Source organism: Pedobacter sp. GR22-6, assembly GCF_037402555.1.
Lineage (GTDB): Bacteria > Bacteroidota > Bacteroidia > Sphingobacteriales > Sphingobacteriaceae > Pedobacter.
Map to the genome: position 1 here is coordinate 484,990 of NZ_JBBEUC010000001.1, position 17,925 is coordinate 502,914.

Consider the following 17,925-nt stretch of genomic DNA (forward strand, 5'->3'; position numbering starts at 1 on the left):
GCAAAGATAAAATGGTGGATTATTAAACTTGCAAAAACAGAATATTAAGAAAAAAACGCTGAATTATCTGATAATTCGGTTTATTGTTCTTTTATTATTGTAGTTTTAGACCGATAAAAGAAAATTATTCTATGGGAGGCTTAGACGAAATAGATCTGTTGTTGCTGAAGTTATTGGCTCAGAATTCAAAGTATACCACAAAGGAACTGTCCAAATTGGTAAACCTCTCTCCCTCTCCGGTTTTTGAACGTGTAAGGCGTTTGGAGAACAGCGGCTATATAAAGAAATACATCGCCATATTGGATCCTGAAAAATTCGACCATGGCTTTATTGTCTTCTGCAACATCAGACTCAAGCAGCATGATAAGAAGATCGGGCACAATTTTGTGTCCGACATCCTGATGATCGATGAGGTAGTGGAATGCTATAACATATCAGGAGATTATGACTTCATCCTAAAGGTATATGCCAGGGACATGAAGCACTATCAGGACTTCGTGTTCAACAAGCTGGGATCGGTAGAGAGCATAGGTAGTACGCATAGCACCTTTGTGATGGCAGAGATCAAAAATACACACAACATCAGCCTGTGACCGGCATGGGCCTACCTTGATATCTTCACCATGTCGAGGACTTGCCATTAAACTACCCCAAGGTTTCCAAGCAACAAAATGAATTGGCTGATCGAATCTTTTAAAAAATCGCCTGCAGTCTGCGCATGACAGGTGATATAGAGAAAGGCAAATAAAAATATAGAGAAAAAGAGCCTAAACATTAGGGAATTAATTTTGAGATACGTCAGGTATGGAGCGTTTATTTAGGTATAAAGCTATTTGAAAAATAATTTAAAATCAAACATGATTTCAGTTATCTGGTCAAGCCAGTGTTAGAAGTTGAAAATAGCTATTTCCGCTCTTGCGCCAAATCTTATTGGTAATATGCTTGTGCCAATTCCCTTTGAAACATACAGGTTATGCTTGCCAACAGTATACCATCCACCAACAAAGCGGCCACTTCCCTGGGGAAGAAAAGGCACAAATCCAAAAAAGTTTATTTGACCACCGTGAGTATGACCAGACAAAATTAAGTCTACTGGAATTTTCTCATCAACTTCGAAAGAGATTTGTTCACTATATTGCGGGCAATGATTTAATACCAGATGATAATCGGACTTTGAAAAATTTTCAGTTGCTTTTTTTATATCTGCCTTGCCTGCAACGAAATCATCTATTCCAGTTATTGTGATCTTTCGTCCCTTAAGAACTACGCTTTCCTGAGAATTTATCAATAGTTTACACCCATATTTGGCATATAAACATTGCAATTCACTTATGGCAATTCCTGCCCAATATTCCCAATTTCCTAACACGGCAAATTTTGGAGTTGCTAATGGTAGTAATTTTAAAAAGCTTTCCAGTTCGGGCAAATTTTTAGCATCGTCAATTAAATCGCCTGTAAGCAGTAGTAAGTCGGGATGACTATTTTCTATTTGTTTACACATGGCATCATGGTGAAATCTTAGTTTCTTTAGATGCAAATCGGATATTTGAATGGCTTTCAAATGAGTAATTTCCGGATTACTATTGAGATGATACTCCTTAAACTTGATGGAAAACCGCTCGAAGAGCACATCAATGAAAACAACTCCCGAAAGAATTGTCATGAATCGTGTTAGAAACAACCTTCTGGATATTCTCATACTTCGTAAAATTTCATTTTTAAAAAGGTTTCCTAAATCCGTTCTTTTCAGCAACAGTAACTTGTTCAACACCAACTCTTTTGCTTCGGAAGGAAGAGGCCAAAGCTGCTCCAAGACTGTTTGTGTTAGTAAATTTAGAATATGTTCATTCATTTTTGAAATAAATTTACCTCAAAAACTGTAAACCTATTTTAGTGAAAGACACATGGTAGAGCCAACCAGTAAAGCAATAATCATTAATAGCAATCGAGTGGACATGGGGTGCTTGGTTACTATTTTTCCGCCAAAATACATTTGATTCTTTAAGAGCGATGCTTTCATATTTAAGATTAGTTAAGACAAGCGATGATCTGGTTACTATGAAGGTACGAGAATATATTTTTACTCAGGAGGTCTGCGCCTTGACCAATTCAATCTATCGACAGTCTGGTAAGTTCGATTAGGTTGTTTTTCGACGATGATTAACTCATAGTTATTGGGGAAATCATTGCCATACTTAGAAAATAGACCAACGAGCTTTTCCCAAGAGATATAGTTACCAATAGGTAAAGTCGCGCTTTTCTCAAGCTTAATTCTCTCTTTTGCCACGGTAAACATAGGGTAGAAATTATATATCGATTTGCACGGGCAAAAAAATGCATAATAGGTTATCACTCCTTCCAAAATACCAATCTCCAATACTCGACTATTCTTAGGGATATCTACAGTGTCTGCTAAAAAATATATTGTTGATTTCTTCTTAACTTCTTGAGCACTAATTGTGTGAATGAAAAATACACTTAAGCAAGCAATGGTTAAAAGTTTGCGAGTCTTTTTCAATATAGACAGTTTGTCGGTATACGCTTTGCAGGAGATGAATTTATTTGAGTTAGCGTCCATGTATTTAATTGTGTTTTTGTAAAACCAAATTCTAATTTTTAGTAAAATCAAGATCCCTGCGGGAATATATCCAATACCTATTTCATATATTCAATATTAATAAATGGACTTATATATTGACCATTAAATCCCTCTGATTTATTTTGCTCGGCTGAAATTATAGGCAGTATTAACCGTAGGATATATTTACCCGGTGACAGGATTTTTGTGGGCTTCAAACCTCTATTTATGACATCCTCTGGTGTATTAACTTGTTTTACATTCTTAAGTGTCAAGTTGATTTTCCAATCACCACCTGCAGGAATCTGTGTATATTCCTGGGCTTTGATATCGACGTTATCCTTTCTACCATTAATAAAAGCCTGATCTGGAACTATTGATTCTGAGCTAAACTTCCACTTTACATTTTTTACCCGCCTATTAATCTGAAGTTCTATTGACGAATTGTTAGGCACAGAAATATTAAGTCCACGTTCATTAGTTAGTATAACCTGTAGTTGCTCAGCTACATTTTTAACCGATATAAATTTGTCAGAGTTATTTTTTACGACTAGCGTGAAGTGAATGCCGTCTACAGTAGCTTGTTTGGTAGCAATAAAGGTACTAACCGATATTAAATTCTTGGCGGTGTTTAAATGGTGGTCACTAAAGTCAAATTTTATCTCACTGACTGACTGTGCGGTGAGGGCGGTGCTTAAAAATAAGCCAAAACATATTAGAGAGATTGAGAGCGATGTTTTCATATTTTCGATTAGTTAAGATAAGCGATGGTCTGATTAAGGTGAAGGTACGAGATTATATCGAATTCTCACTTGGAATAATCAATATTAATAAATGGAGTACTAAAGCCCGCATTATTACGTATCGCGATATCATATCCGCGTTCGTTAAACAAGCCAACTGCTAATCGATTAGCAACATTTAAACTACCAATAGATTTACCTGAATTATTTTCGACGATAAGCTTGAAATGAATCCCATCTACGTAAGCTTGTTTGGTCGCAATAGAGGTACTAACCGATACTAAATTTTTGTCAGTGGTTAAAGGGTGGTTACCTACGTCAAATTTTATCTTGCTGACCGACTGTGCGCTGACAGCGACGCTTAAAAATAAGCCAAAGAATATTTGATAGATTAAGCGCTTTACTTTTATGCATGCCATCTTTGATTCCCAGACGCTATTTTAATGTTGTTATTGGCTCCTGATCCACCCAATGTAACTTCTCAATAACTTGGAAGGACCTATCTGGCAACTTTTCTACGATAATAAAATTATACTGTTTTACAAATTCATTTCCATGTTTTCTAAGCAAATTAGCTAACTCCTCCCAAGAGAGGTAATTCCCATTCGGCTTATCCTTGGTAAGCTCCGGTTTAAAGGATTTATTTCGAATAAATGTTGGATAGAAATGATAAGGCGAAATACATCTGCAGAAAAAAGCATAATAAATTCCATTATTTGGAAGTTTCCCTATTTCCATCACTCGATTATTTCTTTCGACACTAATTGTATCTGCAAGAAAGTACACAGTAGGTTTGATTTTAACCTCCTGACTTTTACCATCTTTCGAGTAAGTTACAAAAGCAAAAAAGAGTATCAATATTTCAAAATTCTTCATAAGCAATTTGTTGGTAGATGGCTGTGGCTGCGGTCAGTATTCTCAGGCACAGTGTTAGTAGAAATGGACTCGTCACTCCGAGTGTACTGAGGCATTTGAAGATGATGAAGCATAAAGCAGGCTGTAATCCCGGTCGGATGCAAGCTTTGTATTCCCATGCGAGGTCGTCGATCGCAGCATTCCCCAGTTTATAGTTCGCAAATTCTACGATCTGGTAATGCTCATCCCAATGGTAATAGCCGGAACTCATCCAGGCTGTAAAAACATACAGTATGGCTACGGCGTATAAAATGGCGGTCGACTTCTGAGGGGGCATGGAGCGTTTAGCTTTAGTGTTGTTAGTTTACTAACATACCGATTTCCAAAATAAATTTCAAGAATAGTATTTCTCTCCGGTGGATAACATCAGGAATCTACCGGGAAGTATATAGCTAACTAATGACAGGTATAGAGCGTGTTAATTACAAATATATACCTTAGTAAAATCATTTTTAAAAGATTTTCAGCTTAACCTGAATCTTCCATTTGAGGGTACATTCAAGCGGATTTCTTAGCTCGATTTAGTTAAAATCTGAGCCGATGTAAGTAACTACATTTGTTACTTTGTACACATTTTTCGATTGAAATTCGAGGATATAAACCTTTTTAAAAGGAAACTTTACATCATTGAATGTGTCATAATCAAATGCCTTGATGAGCTCTAAATCAGTAATAAATCTTCCATTCTCCTTAGCGAAAACTTCATTTTCAATTTTAGATTTGGTCAAATCGACTGAGTTTAGCACAATTTTTCTTGGTTTTCCATTTCTGATGTCTATCACATTAAAAATATAGATATCATAAGCTGACGGACTATCTGTTCCCCTCCGTATTTTATGTGATCCATTTTTAGCAGTATCAAAAAATATGTAAATGTTCTTTTTCCTGTTTTTCTGCGCATGACAGCAATTTGAAAATACCACAAGGGATAAAAAGCTAAATAGCAGTAATTTATTCATCGTTCTCTTGTCGTAAATTAATCATTGATATTAAAGAATTTGATGCCATTTAGAAACTCATTTAGAACTTTTTCAGCCTCAGTGCTATTCTGTTTCTTAAACAAAAGTTGACCTTTAAGACCATTTTTACCCTTTTGTTCTGAAATGAACGAGGTGGTACAATCTTCTCCATAATACATTTTGTGGATCATATATTTTGTGCCATTTACGGTAACTAGTTTTACCTCATCCTTAGTTCCTCTACTTTTAATCTCTTCTACTTCTCCTAATAAACGTTCTCTGATTTGCTCCAAATCAATTTTTTCATTGTTCTGCAACTCATAATCTTGAAATGAAATTAGCATATGAGGTAATCTGAAAATATTGTTCGATCCGTTCACATTAAAAGGGCGCCTAAATCCGTTCTTTTCAGCAACTGAAACTTGTTCAATACCAACTCTTTTTGCTCCGGAAGGAAGGCTTGCTGAAGCAATTTTACTCATTTGTTGTTGTGTTGAAACTACTGATAAACAATATATTAGTCCGACAATAAGGAAGTTGTTCATAGTCATTGGAAGAATCAGTAGCACAATAAAGCGTGTAGCATTTAATCAGAAACAGCAGCACTATGTAAGTTATCGGTAATTTCTGGTATCTACACTATCTTTCGGCCATTCTGCCAAGTTAAAAATCTATCACCTAAAAATCCACGATGAGTCCGTTTATCCTTTTCTTGATTTTATATATGACAGAAATCGCTTACACGAAAAAGGAAAAAAAACAATAAAGCGTAATTACCTGAATTAATTGAGATTTGTTTCATAAAGATGGGCCAGGCTTTAGCATATGATTTGACTTTTATAGCTATCATTGTACTGAATTACCGTAAATTGGTACAAGGGAAACAGCATGAAAAGCTACAGTGATTTTACGGAAGAGGAGTTAACCACTTTACTAAAAGCAGGGGATGCCGGAGCATTCTCTGAACTTTTTAAAAGATACAATCGGTTATTATTTGTCCATGCTTTTCACTTGTCTGGTGACGAGGAGGAAGCTCGTGATATTGTGCAGGATGTGTTTGCATTACTCTGGGACAGGCGTTCGGAAACAACTTTTACTACTAATTTTTCAGGATTTCTTTATACCATGATTCGGCACAGAGTATTCGATAGCATCGCTCACAGAAAAGTAGCTGAGAAGTACCTGAATTCCATTAAGGATTTTTTTGCAAAAGGAGAAGCCAAAACTGATCATCTGTTGCGTACAAAGGAGCTGGAAGCCCTCATCGAAAAAGAGATTGCGATGCTGCCAGCTCACCTTAGGGCTACTTTTGAGTTGCGCAGAAAAGGCTTCAGCCACAAGGAAATCGCTGAACAGCTGGACATTTCGGAGAAAACGGCCAGAAATCAAGTCAGTAAGGCTATGAAAGAACTGCGCACCAAACTGGGTATTTTGGTATATTTGTTTTTGTTGTTCAGTAACTAAAGCGATAGTCAACACCCAATTCTGGACATGTCATATTCCCCTCATCAGGTGTTTTAAAATTTATTTTCATTTTCTGCGGGACATCCGTTACCCCTTCGCCGTCTTACCATTTATCAAGCCTTACAAACTGATAAAATGGATAACCTGCAAATCAAACAGCTTCTACAAAAATACCTGGACGGAAAATGTACTGCCGAGGAAAGCGCATTAATAGAAGACTGGTACCTGCAACAGGCTACGGCTTTTCAGCGGCCTGATGCAGAAATGATAGACCGAAATGAGCAATTGATGCTGAGCTTCCTGGAAAAGAGGGTGCTGAATAAAAAGACAGTTCGCCTGTGGCCAAAAATTGGTATCGCAGCTGCCATTGCGTTTATTGTGATCGGTGCCTACTTCTTCAGGTCAACGTTTTCAAGAACAGACAATAAGGATATCGGTTCAATAGCAGGTATTGCTCCAGGTAAGAACGGCGCGACACTTACTTTAGCAAACGGGCAAGAGATTTCGATCGTTGATGCACTGGACGGGGAGATCGCCAGTCAATCGGGTGTTAAGATTTCGAAAACAAAGGAGGGTCAGATCATTTACGAATTGACGGATCAAGGTATCGGTAAGGTCGAGTATAACACATTAACTACTACACGCGGTCAACATATGCAGCTGCGCTTGCCCGATGGTTCCCTTGTGTTTCTAAATTCAGCTTCTTCATTGAGGTATCCCACCAATTTCGCAAAAGTGGCAATAAGAAACGTGAGCCTTAGTGGTGAGGGTTATTTTGAAATTGCTAAAAATAAAGCTCAGCCCTTCGTAGTGTCGACGGCTAAGCAGGACCTGAAAGTTTTGGGCACGCATTTTAACGTCAATGCTTATCTGGATGAAAAGGCTGTAAAGACGACTTTACTGGAAGGTTCAGTAAAGGTGATGATCCATTCTAATTCCCCGGCTTCCTCCAGTGGAGAACGCCTCGAGAAAATCCTAAAGCCCGGCCAACAAAGTACTTTAGACAACACAGGCATAAAAATAACCGAGGTGAATCCGGATGAGGCTGTGGCTTGGCAGAAGGGATACTTCAGTTTTTATAATGAGGACATTGCATCAGTGATGCGGAAGGTATCAAGATGGTATAATGTAGAAGTGGAGTTTTCCGGGCTATTACCGGAAGTTGGATTCAATGCAAGGATTGATAAGTATACCAACATCAGGGATGTTTTGGGCATATTAGAAAAGTCAGGGGCCGTTCATTTTAAGGTAGAAGGGAGGACAATTATCGTCAGTAAATAATTACTAAACAGCCTTTAACGCCAAATCCCGATTAGCGTCGGGATTTGGATGATGTTTGGCATTGCAGCTTTAAAACTAAATCAACTATTCGCAGCAGGCCTTCTGTTTTCGAGGCAATGGCTTGCTGCTCAACCAAACCAAATACCAATGTACGTAAATATTATTGAAAAACTGGGCGTACCCAAGGGTATCGTCCGTCAAATTCTTTTGATTATGAGGTTAACAACCGTCATCTTAATCATGGCCATAATGCAGGTAAGTGGAGCTACCTTTGCACAGCGCATCACGCTTTCCGAAAAAAATGCGACAATGAGGGAGATTTTCGACCGCATTTCCGACCAGTGCGGATACAATTTTATTTTTACAAGTGATTTACTGAATGGAACCAGATTGGTGTCGATTAATGTAAAAAACACCAAGCTCGATCAGGTGCTGGAGCAAATTTTTGCAGATCAGCCGGTTTCTTTCTCCATTGAGGACCAGACGGTGGTGGTGAAGGCCAGAGAAAAGGGCTTTTTTGATCACCTGGTCGAAAGTTTCCGGGCGATTGATGTCCGGGGTAAAGTCCTGAATGATAGCGGGCAGCCCTTAGCTGGTGCTACGGTTTCAGTAAGAGGTAAGAGCAGGTCGGTGAAAACTGATCAGAATGGGGCATTTTTTCTAGGAAATATTGGAGAAGGTGATCAGCTGGTCATCAGTTTTATTGGCTACACATCGAGGGAGATTACGGTTGCAAATACAGCAACACCGCTTATGATCCAGCTAGAAATAGCAACAGCAACCTTGCAGGAAGTAGGGGTGACCGTGAATACTGGTTATCAGAAGATTAAACCTGAACAAAGCACAGGCGCCGTTTCTGTCATCACAACGAGGGATTATGAGTCCCGCATTAGTACTAATTTTTTAGATGGGCTGGTCAACAGGCTTCCAGGGCTCATGATAAATAATGATGTAAGTTTTACCAGCACGATGAACAATACCACCTCGAGCAGGACCTTATTCAACATTCGTGGTATTTCTACCATGACAGGTAACCAGAATCCGCTAATTGTTGTCGACGGCTATCCTACTGAGCTCTCTCTCAATATGATTGATCCCAATGAAATTAAATCTGTAACCATTCTTAAAGATGCTGCTGCATCTACCATTTACGGGGTGCGTGCGTCGAACGGAGTGATCATTATCGAGCGGAAACAGGCCAACCCTGGTAAGCCACAGGTAACATTTCGTGCTAACTTAGGATTGAGGCCAAAAGAAGATTATAGCCGCTACCGTTGGGCAGATGATGCCTCCACAATTAGTGTCGATTATCAGCGTTTCAGGTATGGTTCAAGTGTTAACGCCAACACATTTAATACCCTGGCAACTTTTGCTGGTAGTCAGGGGTATGATCCGACCTACTATGTACTTGCCCAGCAGGCGGCTGGTATCATTACAGATGCTGATGCCAGGTTTGCAGAGATGAAAGCATACAATAATTCATCAGATTTTAGTCGTTTGTTTTTGCGTAATGCTGCCACCCAGAGCTATAATCTTAATGTTTCTGGCGGATCGGATCGGGCTACTTACTACATCACATCCAATTACACCAATAATGTCTTGCAAGAAAACCACAATGGAAACAATCGCTATATGTTGGCAGGACGAACAATGATAAACTTTTCAAAACAACTTTCACTGGAACTGAATACGGAATATCTGGAAGAACGAAGTAAGTCAGGTGTTACGCCAAATATAAACAGCATTAATCCTTACGAAAGATTTGAAGATGCTGATGGCAACCCTTCAGCAATTTTCCTGAATTCAGGAATGAATCCTTATTATAACCGTACGATCATGAACCTGGGATTAGAAGATCATCTTTATTACCCCTTGGTAGATCAAAAAGAGGTTACTGACGAACGTCAAATCGTTAGCAACCGCACAACGGCAAATTTCAACTATAAGATTGGTAACGGATTTAATCTGGGATTTGGAGGGATTTACGAAATGTCGCGTGCAGATTTGCGCCATTTAGCATCCGGAAATTCTTCAGAGGCTCGGCAGTTTGTCAATTCCTATGCCACCCAAACAGGAACCAGCATTTCTTACACTATCCCAAAAGGTAGTTTTCTCCAGCAGCAAAATGCAACTACCAATGGTTATACTGCAAGAGCGCAGCTAACCTACAATAAATACATCACTGCTGATCATTCTATTAATGCGATTGTTGGTGGAGAAATGCGTAAAATAACCGACAAAGGTGGTTCTGCCGCCTATTTTGGTTATAACGATCAGTCATTGCTTCAGCAATCGGTTAACTGGTCAAATATTGTTAACAATACAGTATCAAAAAACGTGACCAGACATCGCACATTAGATTATAATAGCTTGTTCAATCAGAAATATGTAGACAATCGCTATATATCTGCTTATTCTAATGTGGTGTATTCTTTCAAGGATACCTATTCTGCTACAGGGAGTATCAGGATTGACCAGTCGAACTTGTTTGGAACAGATCCTAAATATAAGTATAAGCCCCTATGGTCAGTGGGACTTGCCTGGAATATCCATAAGGAGCCATTCATGGATAACATAACTTGGATACAACAGCTCAAGTTACGTGCTGCTGATGGCTTTAACGGGAACGTAGCCAAGATGTCGCTTCCGCAGGTTATTGCCAGGAGCGTGAACAATACCTATACCCAACCAAACTCTGTTGCCCTTCAGGTAGCGTCTTACGCAAACAGTAGTTTACGTTGGGAGCAGACACACAATACCAATTTTGGTATAGATTATCAGCTATTCAAAGGCATTCGTGGTAGTGTCGATTATTACATTAAAAAGAGTACGGATTTGTTGGCCAGTGCCTTTATCGATCCTACGATCGGCACCAGTCCCACACTGATCAATAGCGGATCAATCCGTAATAAAGGTTTGGAAATCAGCGTTCGGGGAGACTGGATAGCTAACTCGCGTTTCAATTGGAATACTGGATTTGTTCTTTCGCGCAATACCAGTAAAGTGCTCGATGTCTACCAAAGTGTGAATAATTACCCCGCAGTAATCAATCCCCTAGGATATATCAAAGGTTATCCTGCGGGTGCCTTGTTCGCTTATCGGTCTGCGGGCCTTGCTCCAACCGGCTATCCACAAGTTGCCGACGAAAAAGGAAACATATATCAGGTCGACAATACAACTGCTGGTCTGGGTTACGTAACAACTCCATCTGCTGGTACTTTCCGATATGTAGGTACTTCCGTTCCTACCATTAATGCGGGATTGAGTAACCGTTTGGACATTGGGGAGTTTTATTTCTATTGTATGGTTAACTATTACGGCGGATTTAAAGTGTTTGCACCAAGGGCAAATCCAACAGCGATACGGCCTTTAGAAGGTGCGTCTAGCTACTGGAAACAACCGGGAGACGAACAAAATACAGATGTGATGTTACTTTCAGGTTTCTCTAACAGTGGACCAGGCTTTGCTTACAACTATGCAGACAGCCATGTTGTAAATGGTGACTACCTTACGCTAGCAGACGTAACTCTTTCTTATAGCTTTAAAAAGAACGACCTTTTAAATCACCTTGGGCTCTCCCATCTGGAGGTAAAAGCACAGGGCTCTAACTTATTAACGGTTGGTTTAAACAAATATAACTACAGTTTGGCTACAGGGAGCTACGCAAAAAGCTATATCAGTCCGACCTACACTTTTGGTTTATTTACTAATTTTTAATCTGACAACCATGCAATTAAATCGATATATACCTCAATTTGTTGTACTGCTCTTTGTAAGTGCCACATTTTCCGCCTGCGACAAGTATCTGGACGTTACGCCAAAGGGCTACACCTTGCTCCAAACAGTTGAAGATTATGACAAATGGCTCAATGACGCCGCTACCGCTATTAATTTACCTACCCAACTGGATATTTTGGGTGACAATGCTGATATTCCGTCGATTGGAACGCCTGCCTCAACTGTAACTGAGCTGATTTATACCTGGGGAGAGCAATTTACGTCCGACTTAACCATACCACCAAGTTTTTGGGGAGCTCACTATGGCAACATTAACAAATACAATACCGTACTTGAGGGTATAGATCAAGCAACTGGAGGCATAGACCAGCAAAAAAATAGTCTTAGGGCCGAAGCCCTTGTAGGACGGGCATTTGAATACCTTTATCTAATCAATGAGTATGGAAAACCTTATGACGCTACAACGGCCGATACAGACTTGGGCGTCCCTTTTGTTACCTCGCATCAGGTTACCCAGAAAGTTCCTCCACGATCAACCGTAAAGGAAGTTTATGACCATATCATATCAGATATCAATGCGGCTTTACCAATGCTGCCCGCACAAAATACACAGAACCGTTTCCGTGCCGATGTTGCTGCAGCCTACAGTGTTTTAGCTCGGGCGTATTTTTATAAGAGAGACTACGTAAACGCCAGGATAAATGCTCAGCTCGCCTTGCAAAAGACCGGTGCTACCATGTTGGATTATAATGCCTTGCCGGCCAATGAACCAAAAAATACTTCAATTGCCTTAAAAGCAGATGTCATTTACGGACGGAGTGTGGTAGCTACCCCAATGCCCACATTAGATTTCGTTAATACCTACGACCGTCAAGATCAACGCTTCAAATGGTTTAGGACTACTGATGCGTATAAAGCCAGAGGAAATACACTTTTTGCCCCGTTTATCACTTTTCCATTTTTTACCTATGCAAATTTCGGTACATCAGTACAGGAAATGAAATTGATTATTGCAGAAGTAGCGGCACGTAATAATGAGTTGTCGATTGCACTTCAGCAACTAAACGAAATAAGAATTAAACGGTTTCCTGCTGTCTACCAGGCACTACAGTCAACAGATGCCAATGTGGTGCTGGGCTGGGTGCTAAGAGAGCGCACTTTTGAATTTCCATTTCATGGGCTTCGTTGGTTTGATATGCGCCGGTTAGATATAGAGGACCGTATGCTCACGGTATCACGCTTTGACGCTAAAGGAAATGTTGTTGCAACGCTTCAGCCCCACAGTCCGGGCTACACACTTAAAATTCCGTTACAGGTACTTCAATTTAATCCCGACATGGCACAAAACCCTTAATGATAAATTAAGCCGTCTTTGGAAATATAATTATGCAATAAAAAAAAACAACCCAAATGAAAAAACTATTTTTAATATTGCTGCTGTTGCCCTTTGCAGGTACCGCGCAGGAAAAGGGCATCTACTTTGAACATGGCCTTTCATGGCAGCAGGTAAAAGAGAAAGCAAAAAGAGAAAACAAATACCTTTTTGTAGATTGTTACACTACCTGGTGCGCACCTTGTAAAAAAATGGCCACTGAGATTTTCACACAAGAGCAGGTTGGCGATTTCTTTAACACAAATTTTATTAATGTAAAAGTACAGTTTGATCAAACAAAGGATGATAGTGGAGAAGTAAAAAGTTGGTATGCAGACGCTAAAGCAATTAACAGTGAATTTAAAATTACTGCTTATCCTACGTTTTTAATCTTCTCGCCAAAGGGGGAGTTGGTGCACCGAATTGTTGGTGGGGGCACTGCTGACGATTTTATTGCCAGAGCAAAAATCGGACTTGATCCTAAAGCACAGTACTATACGTTGATAAAAAAATATGAATCTGGTCTGGCATCTCCCCAGCAATTAAGACAGCTGGCTTTAGCAGCTAATGGTGCCGGCGACCAGGAAAATGCAACAAAATTTGCAGATGCTTACCTGGCTACGCAGAAGGAACTCTATACAAAGGACAATATGGAATTCTTAAGCAGGTTCGTTCAAAAAAGTAATTCAAAGGGATTTGAGCTGATGCTGAACAATATGACAAAGGTCGATTCTATTCTTGGGCCAGGGAAGGCGAACGAAATTCTGAGTAGTGTAATTGTCAGGGAAAGCATAAATCCTGTTTTCAGCAATACTCATTCGGATGTAGATTCTCTGGTCAGTGCTGTGCAGGCAAAATATCCAGCTGTAGATATCAGCAAATCTACAGATATGGTGAAAATCCTGTTCTTTCAGCTCACAAAAAAATGGGACAGATTCCAACCGGCAATTCTATCTTATATGAACAAATATGGCTCAGAGTTGATTCCCAGTGCACTAAACTACTTTTCAAGGATAGTGTTAGAAAATTGCAATGAAAAAGCCAGTATAGCTGCCGCAATGACCTGGAGCAAAAGCAGCGTAGAGAAGACACAGCGTAAAGAACCTGTCTATCTGGATACGTATGCCCAGCTCCTATATCAGCTGGGAGAAAAAGAGGAAGCAATCGCTATGGAGCAAACTGCAGTCAGGCTGGTTTCCGGGGATAGCAAAGCAAAATACGCGGCCATACTTGATTGGATGATGAAAGGTAAATGATCAATTTTATAGGTTATTGATTTTTTGCATTTGTTGAATAGAAAATTCCCTGAGCGGCATCAGCTGCTCAGGGAATTTTTAATGCTCAGCAGCGGACATGGGTAATCGTCAAGTATCCCTATGCGAATCCTTACCACCAGTTGGGGCGACGCAAACTGTTGTTGAGACGCTCAAACTAGGGGTTAAGTGAACTTTTCTACTCGATTTTTTTCTGGGAAACGATTACTTTTTTTCCTTCAATTTTGAAGTGGATACTGTTGGTCGTTTCAATTGATGCTAGCACCTCTGATAATTTTTTGTTTTTTGATATTTGTGCCCAAAAGCCAATTGGCGCTACCTCGCCCTGATAAACCACTTCAATATCATACCACCTTGCCAATTTACGCATCATATCCTTTAACGGAAGGTCTGTGAAATCGAACAAATCGTTGGTCCAAGCAATTGCGGCATCTACATTGGCTGAGCTAACTACGATGCTTTGTTTTATTGTAGCTTGCTGTCCGGGCTTGAGCAACCTCCCTTCGATAGTATTTTCAGTTTCTATTTTTACGCTTCCCTCTAACAATGTGGTTATAAATGCTTGTTCGTCTGGATAGGCATTGATGTTGAAATGCGTTCCTAATACCCTTACATCCTGGCCAGATATACCATTTATGGAAGGCGTGTGTACGATAAACGGCCTGTTCATTTCTTTGGCGACCTCAAAATAGGCCTCTCCTGTAAGAATAACTGTTCTATTCTCCTTTGCAAACGAAAGCGGATAGGTGATTTTAGACCCCGAATTTAAGATAACCCTTGTCCCGTCTTGTAGTGTAATTTCATATTTTCCACCATAAGGTGTTGCAATCGTATTGAAACCGGAAATAGGACCTCTGCCATGATCTAACACTTCATAAACTAGCTTTCCGTCTGCCTGTTTTGTAATCACTAAACCTGTTTCAGTTGCAATCTTTCCTTTATTAGCTTCGGATAATGAAATTACGCTTCCGTCTGCCAGGGTTAATGTAGTCTGTTTCCTGCCTGGTAGCACATCTTCTTGCTGAGCAATCTTTCGATCACTTCGAGAGGAAACTGGCTTTAAAAAGTAAAATCCAATGGAAGTGCAGATCAGCAAGACGGCCGCCACCGCCAGGTTTTTTAGACTGAATAATTTTAATTTGACCGTTTGTGCGATATCTTCTTTATCCGACTGCAGAACTGCAGTTAGAATTTGCTCTTGTTTCTCTGGCGATAGGTCACACAAATTGGTGGACGTTTGATAAGCATGCAATAATGTGCGTTTGGCATCCAATTCATTTGCAGGATCCTGAATCAGTTGCAACATTTCAGTATGTTCTGCATCGCTGGCCTGCTCAGCCATTAATTTTTCTATTAAATAAGCTAATCGCTCGTTTTTGGTCATTGTATGTAGGGTAGAGGTTTATAGGGTATGACAATAGGGCGCATCATTTGGGGGGTAAGGATTTAATATATTTTCGAAAAAAAATGAACAATAAAAACTAGAGGTATTCCACTCAAGCGCATCATGCAGTAGGCCCGTATACTTCTCATTGCCTGGTCTAAATTCCATTTAACCGTTTCGGGCGAAACTTTTAGCGCCGTAGCGGTCTCGTTGCGACTTAAATGCTGCTCCCTGATGAGTTGATAGGTCGCTTTTTGTTTAGGGGGCAAGCGTGCTACAGCCTGCTCCAAAATCTGTTGGAATTCCTTCATTTGTAGGTCAACATCGGCCTCCGGCGAATACAATGTAACAGTCCTGTCCAGTAACATCTGGTCGTAGTTGACTTTTTCTCGGTCCTTAAGCTTTAATGCATTAAAAGTTACGTTACGCGCAACAGTATACAACCAGGCGTCAAAATTATCAATTGCGCCGAGGCTCTCTCTGACCTTCCAGATCTTTACAAAAGTATCCTGCAGTATTTCTTCAGCGGTCCATTCATCTCTGGTAATGCGAAGTGCCGTGGTGTATATTTTTGGTCGATATAGATCAAACAAGGTTGTAAAAGCAAATTCGTTTCCTTGCTGAATCTGAATCAAAAGCTTTTTAACCTCATCTGTACTAAATGTTTGCATAGGGCCAAATATAATATTTATAAATAACTAAGGTAAAATTAACCTGTCTCCCCCCCATCTCAATTTTGGTATTGTCTTTAACAAAAGAAAACCAAAACTAATAACCTAACCAATAATCAAAGTTGAAATGAAAATTCAAAGCACATTTCTTGCGGTTACCATTACCATCTGTTCAGTGGGCGCCCAAGCTCAGCAAGTAATTAATCAAACTCCCGAAGTCGTCGCATTGCGGAGTATAAAAGATCAAAACCAACTCCACACCACTTTGGCCGAATTGGGCGCTTCTGGTCAGGAAAAAGACTACAACACCCTTTACACCTATTATCAACTTACTAACCGACATCTGGCCGACTCGGTCGGACGGATCGCTATAGATAAATTTCCAAAGGGTACTGTCGCCCTAAATGTTGCATCTAGAAAAATGATCGGTAAAGATATCGTTCAGCAAGAAAAAGCTTTAGCTGAGCTAAAATCCGAATTTCCTAACCAAAACTTAGACAAGTTTTATGCTTACATTGTAAGGAGTTTTCTGGAAGAAAAAAACGCTCCTAGTGCATTTAAATACCTGGACCTGATGTCTGAGCAGGCGAGGTCTAATGCTATCGATATGACCATCAGCATGGCTAGTCTATTCGATGCTAAAACAACCTCAGTTTATTTGGCCAGTGAGCTGAATAAAAGAAGTCTATCAGAAAAGAGCCGAATGTCGCTGCTCTTATCGCAAAGTAACGTATTAAGTGAGCTTGGTGATTATCAAAAAGCTTTTGAGTCTATTCAAACTTATTATAACCAAACATCAAAAAGAACACCTTACATAGAAGCTAGTTACTACCTCATGATGAGTAAGATAGGAAGGTATTCGGAGGCACTTCCCCATTTGGAGGCGGCCGTACTTGCCAGGATTGGTGGCGATCCGATGAAGAAGGAATTAAGAACTGCATACCAACGTGTCAATCGTGAAAAAGATGTTGAGGCTTATTTTGCAAGCCTTGAGAATAAAATGAATGAGGGAATGCTCCATGAAGTAGAAAAATTAATGATCAAAGAAAAATCCCCATTTTTTACTGTACTTGATGCCGACGGTAAAACTGTGTCACTTTCGGATTTTAGAAATAAGACCGTTGTTATCGATTTTTGGGCTACTTGGTGCGGTCCATGCAAAAGAGCCCTACCAGGCATGCAGGCTACCGTTAATAAATATAAAGATGACTCTAGCGTAGCCTTTTTATTTATCCATACCTGGGAAGCAAAGGGCAAAGAGGCCAATGCAACTGTTGCAGCTAAAAAATATTTTGCTGATAACAACTACGAAAATTTGCCAATTTATATGGATTTACAAAATGCGAGTAAGGTTAATCCGGCGGTAAGTGCATTTAAGGTTAAGGGTATACCAGCAAAGTTTGTGATCGATAAGAATGGCGATATCAGATTTAAGATGGAAGGAGCAAGCACCGACGTAGACTTTGCGGTGGCTGAACTCTCCAGCATGATCGAGCTTTCGAAGAAGGTCGTGGGCAAATAGTTTAATTATCGCTAGAAGTCATTT

17 protein-coding genes are annotated in these 17,925 nt (G+C 39.9%); 7 read left to right on the forward strand and 10 right to left on the reverse strand.

Translation table 11 applies throughout. The features are described from left to right. The first annotated feature begins 131 nt into the window (after positions 1 to 131). Positions 132 to 593, forward strand: coding sequence for an Lrp/AsnC family transcriptional regulator (locus tag WAE59_RS02170; protein WP_337854282.1), 462 nt, complete (start codon positions 132 to 134; stop codon positions 591 to 593). A gap of 293 nt (positions 594 to 886) precedes the next feature. Here the strand turns inward: WAE59_RS02170 and WAE59_RS02175 are convergent, their stop codons facing one another. The 8 genes from WAE59_RS02175 to WAE59_RS02210 all read right to left on the reverse strand — a co-directional run bounded on the left by WAE59_RS02175 (position 887) and on the right by WAE59_RS02210 (position 5,677). Beyond that, positions 887 to 1,852, reverse strand: coding sequence for a metallophosphoesterase (locus WAE59_RS02175; protein ID WP_337854283.1), 966 nt, complete (start codon positions 1,850 to 1,852; stop codon positions 887 to 889). Between the two features lie 228 nt (positions 1,853 to 2,080). Then, entirely contained in the window at positions 2,081 to 2,578 is a 498-nt protein-coding gene (locus WAE59_RS02180) for a hypothetical protein (RefSeq protein ID WP_337854284.1), read from the reverse strand. A 77-nt stretch (positions 2,579 to 2,655) separates the two neighbouring features. Continuing rightward, complete coding sequence (locus WAE59_RS02185; RefSeq protein ID WP_337854285.1) at positions 2,656 to 3,321, reverse strand: hypothetical protein; 666 nt, start codon at positions 3,319 to 3,321, stop codon at positions 2,656 to 2,658. A gap of 65 nt (positions 3,322 to 3,386) precedes the next feature. Then, positions 3,387 to 3,740, reverse strand: a complete 354-nt coding sequence (locus WAE59_RS02190; protein WP_337854286.1) for a hypothetical protein — start codon at positions 3,738 to 3,740, stop codon at positions 3,387 to 3,389. A 16-nt stretch (positions 3,741 to 3,756) separates the two neighbouring features. Continuing rightward, the gene (locus WAE59_RS02195; protein ID WP_337854287.1) at positions 3,757 to 4,197 is read right to left on the reverse strand and encodes a hypothetical protein; all 441 of its coding nucleotides are present in this window, start codon (positions 4,195 to 4,197) and stop codon (positions 3,757 to 3,759) included. Beyond that, positions 4,184 to 4,513 (reverse strand): hypothetical protein, encoded by a 330-nt coding sequence (locus tag WAE59_RS02200; RefSeq protein ID WP_337854288.1) that lies wholly within the window; start codon positions 4,511 to 4,513, stop codon positions 4,184 to 4,186. Before WAE59_RS02200 ends, WAE59_RS02195 begins: the two co-directional genes overlap by 14 nt. Positions 4,514 to 4,757: 244 nt before the next feature. After that, a complete protein-coding gene (locus tag WAE59_RS02205; RefSeq protein ID WP_337854289.1) occupies positions 4,758 to 5,195 on the reverse strand; it encodes a hypothetical protein in 438 nt (145 codons plus the stop codon). A gap of 17 nt (positions 5,196 to 5,212) precedes the next feature. Beyond that, complete coding sequence (locus WAE59_RS02210; protein WP_337854290.1) at positions 5,213 to 5,677, reverse strand: hypothetical protein; 465 nt, start codon at positions 5,675 to 5,677, stop codon at positions 5,213 to 5,215. 406 nt (positions 5,678 to 6,083) lie between these two features. Between WAE59_RS02210 and WAE59_RS02215 the strand changes: the two genes are divergently transcribed. From WAE59_RS02215 to WAE59_RS02235, 5 genes are all read left to right on the forward strand, one after another. Further along, positions 6,084 to 6,659: an RNA polymerase sigma factor gene (locus tag WAE59_RS02215; protein ID WP_337854291.1), complete on the forward strand. Its 576-nt coding sequence runs from the start codon at positions 6,084 to 6,086 to the stop codon at positions 6,657 to 6,659. Positions 6,660 to 6,794: 135 nt separating this feature from the next. After that, entirely contained in the window at positions 6,795 to 7,940 is a 1,146-nt protein-coding gene (locus tag WAE59_RS02220; RefSeq protein ID WP_337854292.1) for a FecR family protein, read from the forward strand. Between the two features lie 213 nt (positions 7,941 to 8,153). Further along, on the forward strand, positions 8,154 to 11,657 hold the full coding sequence (locus WAE59_RS02225; protein WP_337854293.1) for a SusC/RagA family TonB-linked outer membrane protein: 3,504 nt from the start codon (positions 8,154 to 8,156) through the stop codon (positions 11,655 to 11,657). 10 nt (positions 11,658 to 11,667) lie between these two features. Continuing rightward, complete coding sequence (locus WAE59_RS02230; protein WP_337854294.1) at positions 11,668 to 13,032, forward strand: RagB/SusD family nutrient uptake outer membrane protein; 1,365 nt, start codon at positions 11,668 to 11,670, stop codon at positions 13,030 to 13,032. A gap of 56 nt (positions 13,033 to 13,088) precedes the next feature. Further along, the gene (locus tag WAE59_RS02235) at positions 13,089 to 14,306 is read left to right on the forward strand and encodes a thioredoxin family protein (RefSeq protein WP_337854295.1); all 1,218 of its coding nucleotides are present in this window, start codon (positions 13,089 to 13,091) and stop codon (positions 14,304 to 14,306) included. Positions 14,307 to 14,502: 196 nt separating this feature from the next. Here the strand turns inward: WAE59_RS02235 and WAE59_RS02240 are convergent, their stop codons facing one another. Together WAE59_RS02240 and WAE59_RS02245 are read right to left on the reverse strand one after the other, a co-directional pair. Next, positions 14,503 to 15,708, reverse strand: coding sequence for a FecR family protein (locus WAE59_RS02240; protein WP_337854296.1), 1,206 nt, complete (start codon positions 15,706 to 15,708; stop codon positions 14,503 to 14,505). A 62-nt stretch (positions 15,709 to 15,770) separates the two neighbouring features. Beyond that, a complete protein-coding gene (locus WAE59_RS02245; RefSeq protein ID WP_337854297.1) occupies positions 15,771 to 16,379 on the reverse strand; it encodes an RNA polymerase sigma factor in 609 nt (202 codons plus the stop codon). Positions 16,380 to 16,506: 127 nt separating this feature from the next. On the opposite strand from WAE59_RS02245, the gene WAE59_RS02250 reads away from it, so the two are divergent. Continuing rightward, complete coding sequence (locus WAE59_RS02250) at positions 16,507 to 17,901, forward strand: TlpA family protein disulfide reductase (protein ID WP_337854298.1); 1,395 nt, start codon at positions 16,507 to 16,509, stop codon at positions 17,899 to 17,901. Positions 17,902 to 17,925: the final 24 nt, after the last annotated feature.

Bases quoted from the DNA above. Each gene is read 5' to 3' on its own strand.
- WAE59_RS02220 (WP_337854292.1), top strand. From the start codon at position 6,795: ATGGATAACCTGCAAATCAAACAGCTTCTACAAAAATACCTGGACGGA.
- WAE59_RS02190 (WP_337854286.1), bottom strand. From the start codon at position 3,740: ATGGCATGCATAAAAGTAAAGCGCTTAATCTATCAAATATTCTTTGGC.
- WAE59_RS02245 (WP_337854297.1), bottom strand. From the start codon at position 16,379: ATGCAAACATTTAGTACAGATGAGGTTAAAAAGCTTTTGATTCAGATT.
- WAE59_RS02225 (WP_337854293.1), top strand. From the start codon at position 8,154: ATGAGGTTAACAACCGTCATCTTAATCATGGCCATAATGCAGGTAAGT.
- WAE59_RS02215 (WP_337854291.1), top strand. From the start codon at position 6,084: ATGAAAAGCTACAGTGATTTTACGGAAGAGGAGTTAACCACTTTACTA.
- WAE59_RS02235 (WP_337854295.1), top strand. From the start codon at position 13,089: ATGAAAAAACTATTTTTAATATTGCTGCTGTTGCCCTTTGCAGGTACC.
- WAE59_RS02205 (WP_337854289.1), bottom strand. From the start codon at position 5,195: ATGAATAAATTACTGCTATTTAGCTTTTTATCCCTTGTGGTATTTTCA.
- WAE59_RS02170 (WP_337854282.1), top strand. From the start codon at position 132: ATGGGAGGCTTAGACGAAATAGATCTGTTGTTGCTGAAGTTATTGGCT.
- WAE59_RS02240 (WP_337854296.1), bottom strand. From the start codon at position 15,708: ATGACCAAAAACGAGCGATTAGCTTATTTAATAGAAAAATTAATGGCT.
- WAE59_RS02200 (WP_337854288.1), bottom strand. From the start codon at position 4,513: ATGCCCCCTCAGAAGTCGACCGCCATTTTATACGCCGTAGCCATACTG.
- WAE59_RS02180 (WP_337854284.1), bottom strand. From the start codon at position 2,578: ATGGACGCTAACTCAAATAAATTCATCTCCTGCAAAGCGTATACCGAC.
- WAE59_RS02195 (WP_337854287.1), bottom strand. From the start codon at position 4,197: ATGAAGAATTTTGAAATATTGATACTCTTTTTTGCTTTTGTAACTTAC.
- WAE59_RS02175 (WP_337854283.1), bottom strand. From the start codon at position 1,852: ATGAATGAACATATTCTAAATTTACTAACACAAACAGTCTTGGAGCAG.
- WAE59_RS02230 (WP_337854294.1), top strand. From the start codon at position 11,668: ATGCAATTAAATCGATATATACCTCAATTTGTTGTACTGCTCTTTGTA.
- WAE59_RS02210 (WP_337854290.1), bottom strand. From the start codon at position 5,677: ATGAGTAAAATTGCTTCAGCAAGCCTTCCTTCCGGAGCAAAAAGAGTT.
- WAE59_RS02185 (WP_337854285.1), bottom strand. From the start codon at position 3,321: ATGAAAACATCGCTCTCAATCTCTCTAATATGTTTTGGCTTATTTTTA.
- WAE59_RS02250 (WP_337854298.1), top strand. From the start codon at position 16,507: ATGAAAATTCAAAGCACATTTCTTGCGGTTACCATTACCATCTGTTCA.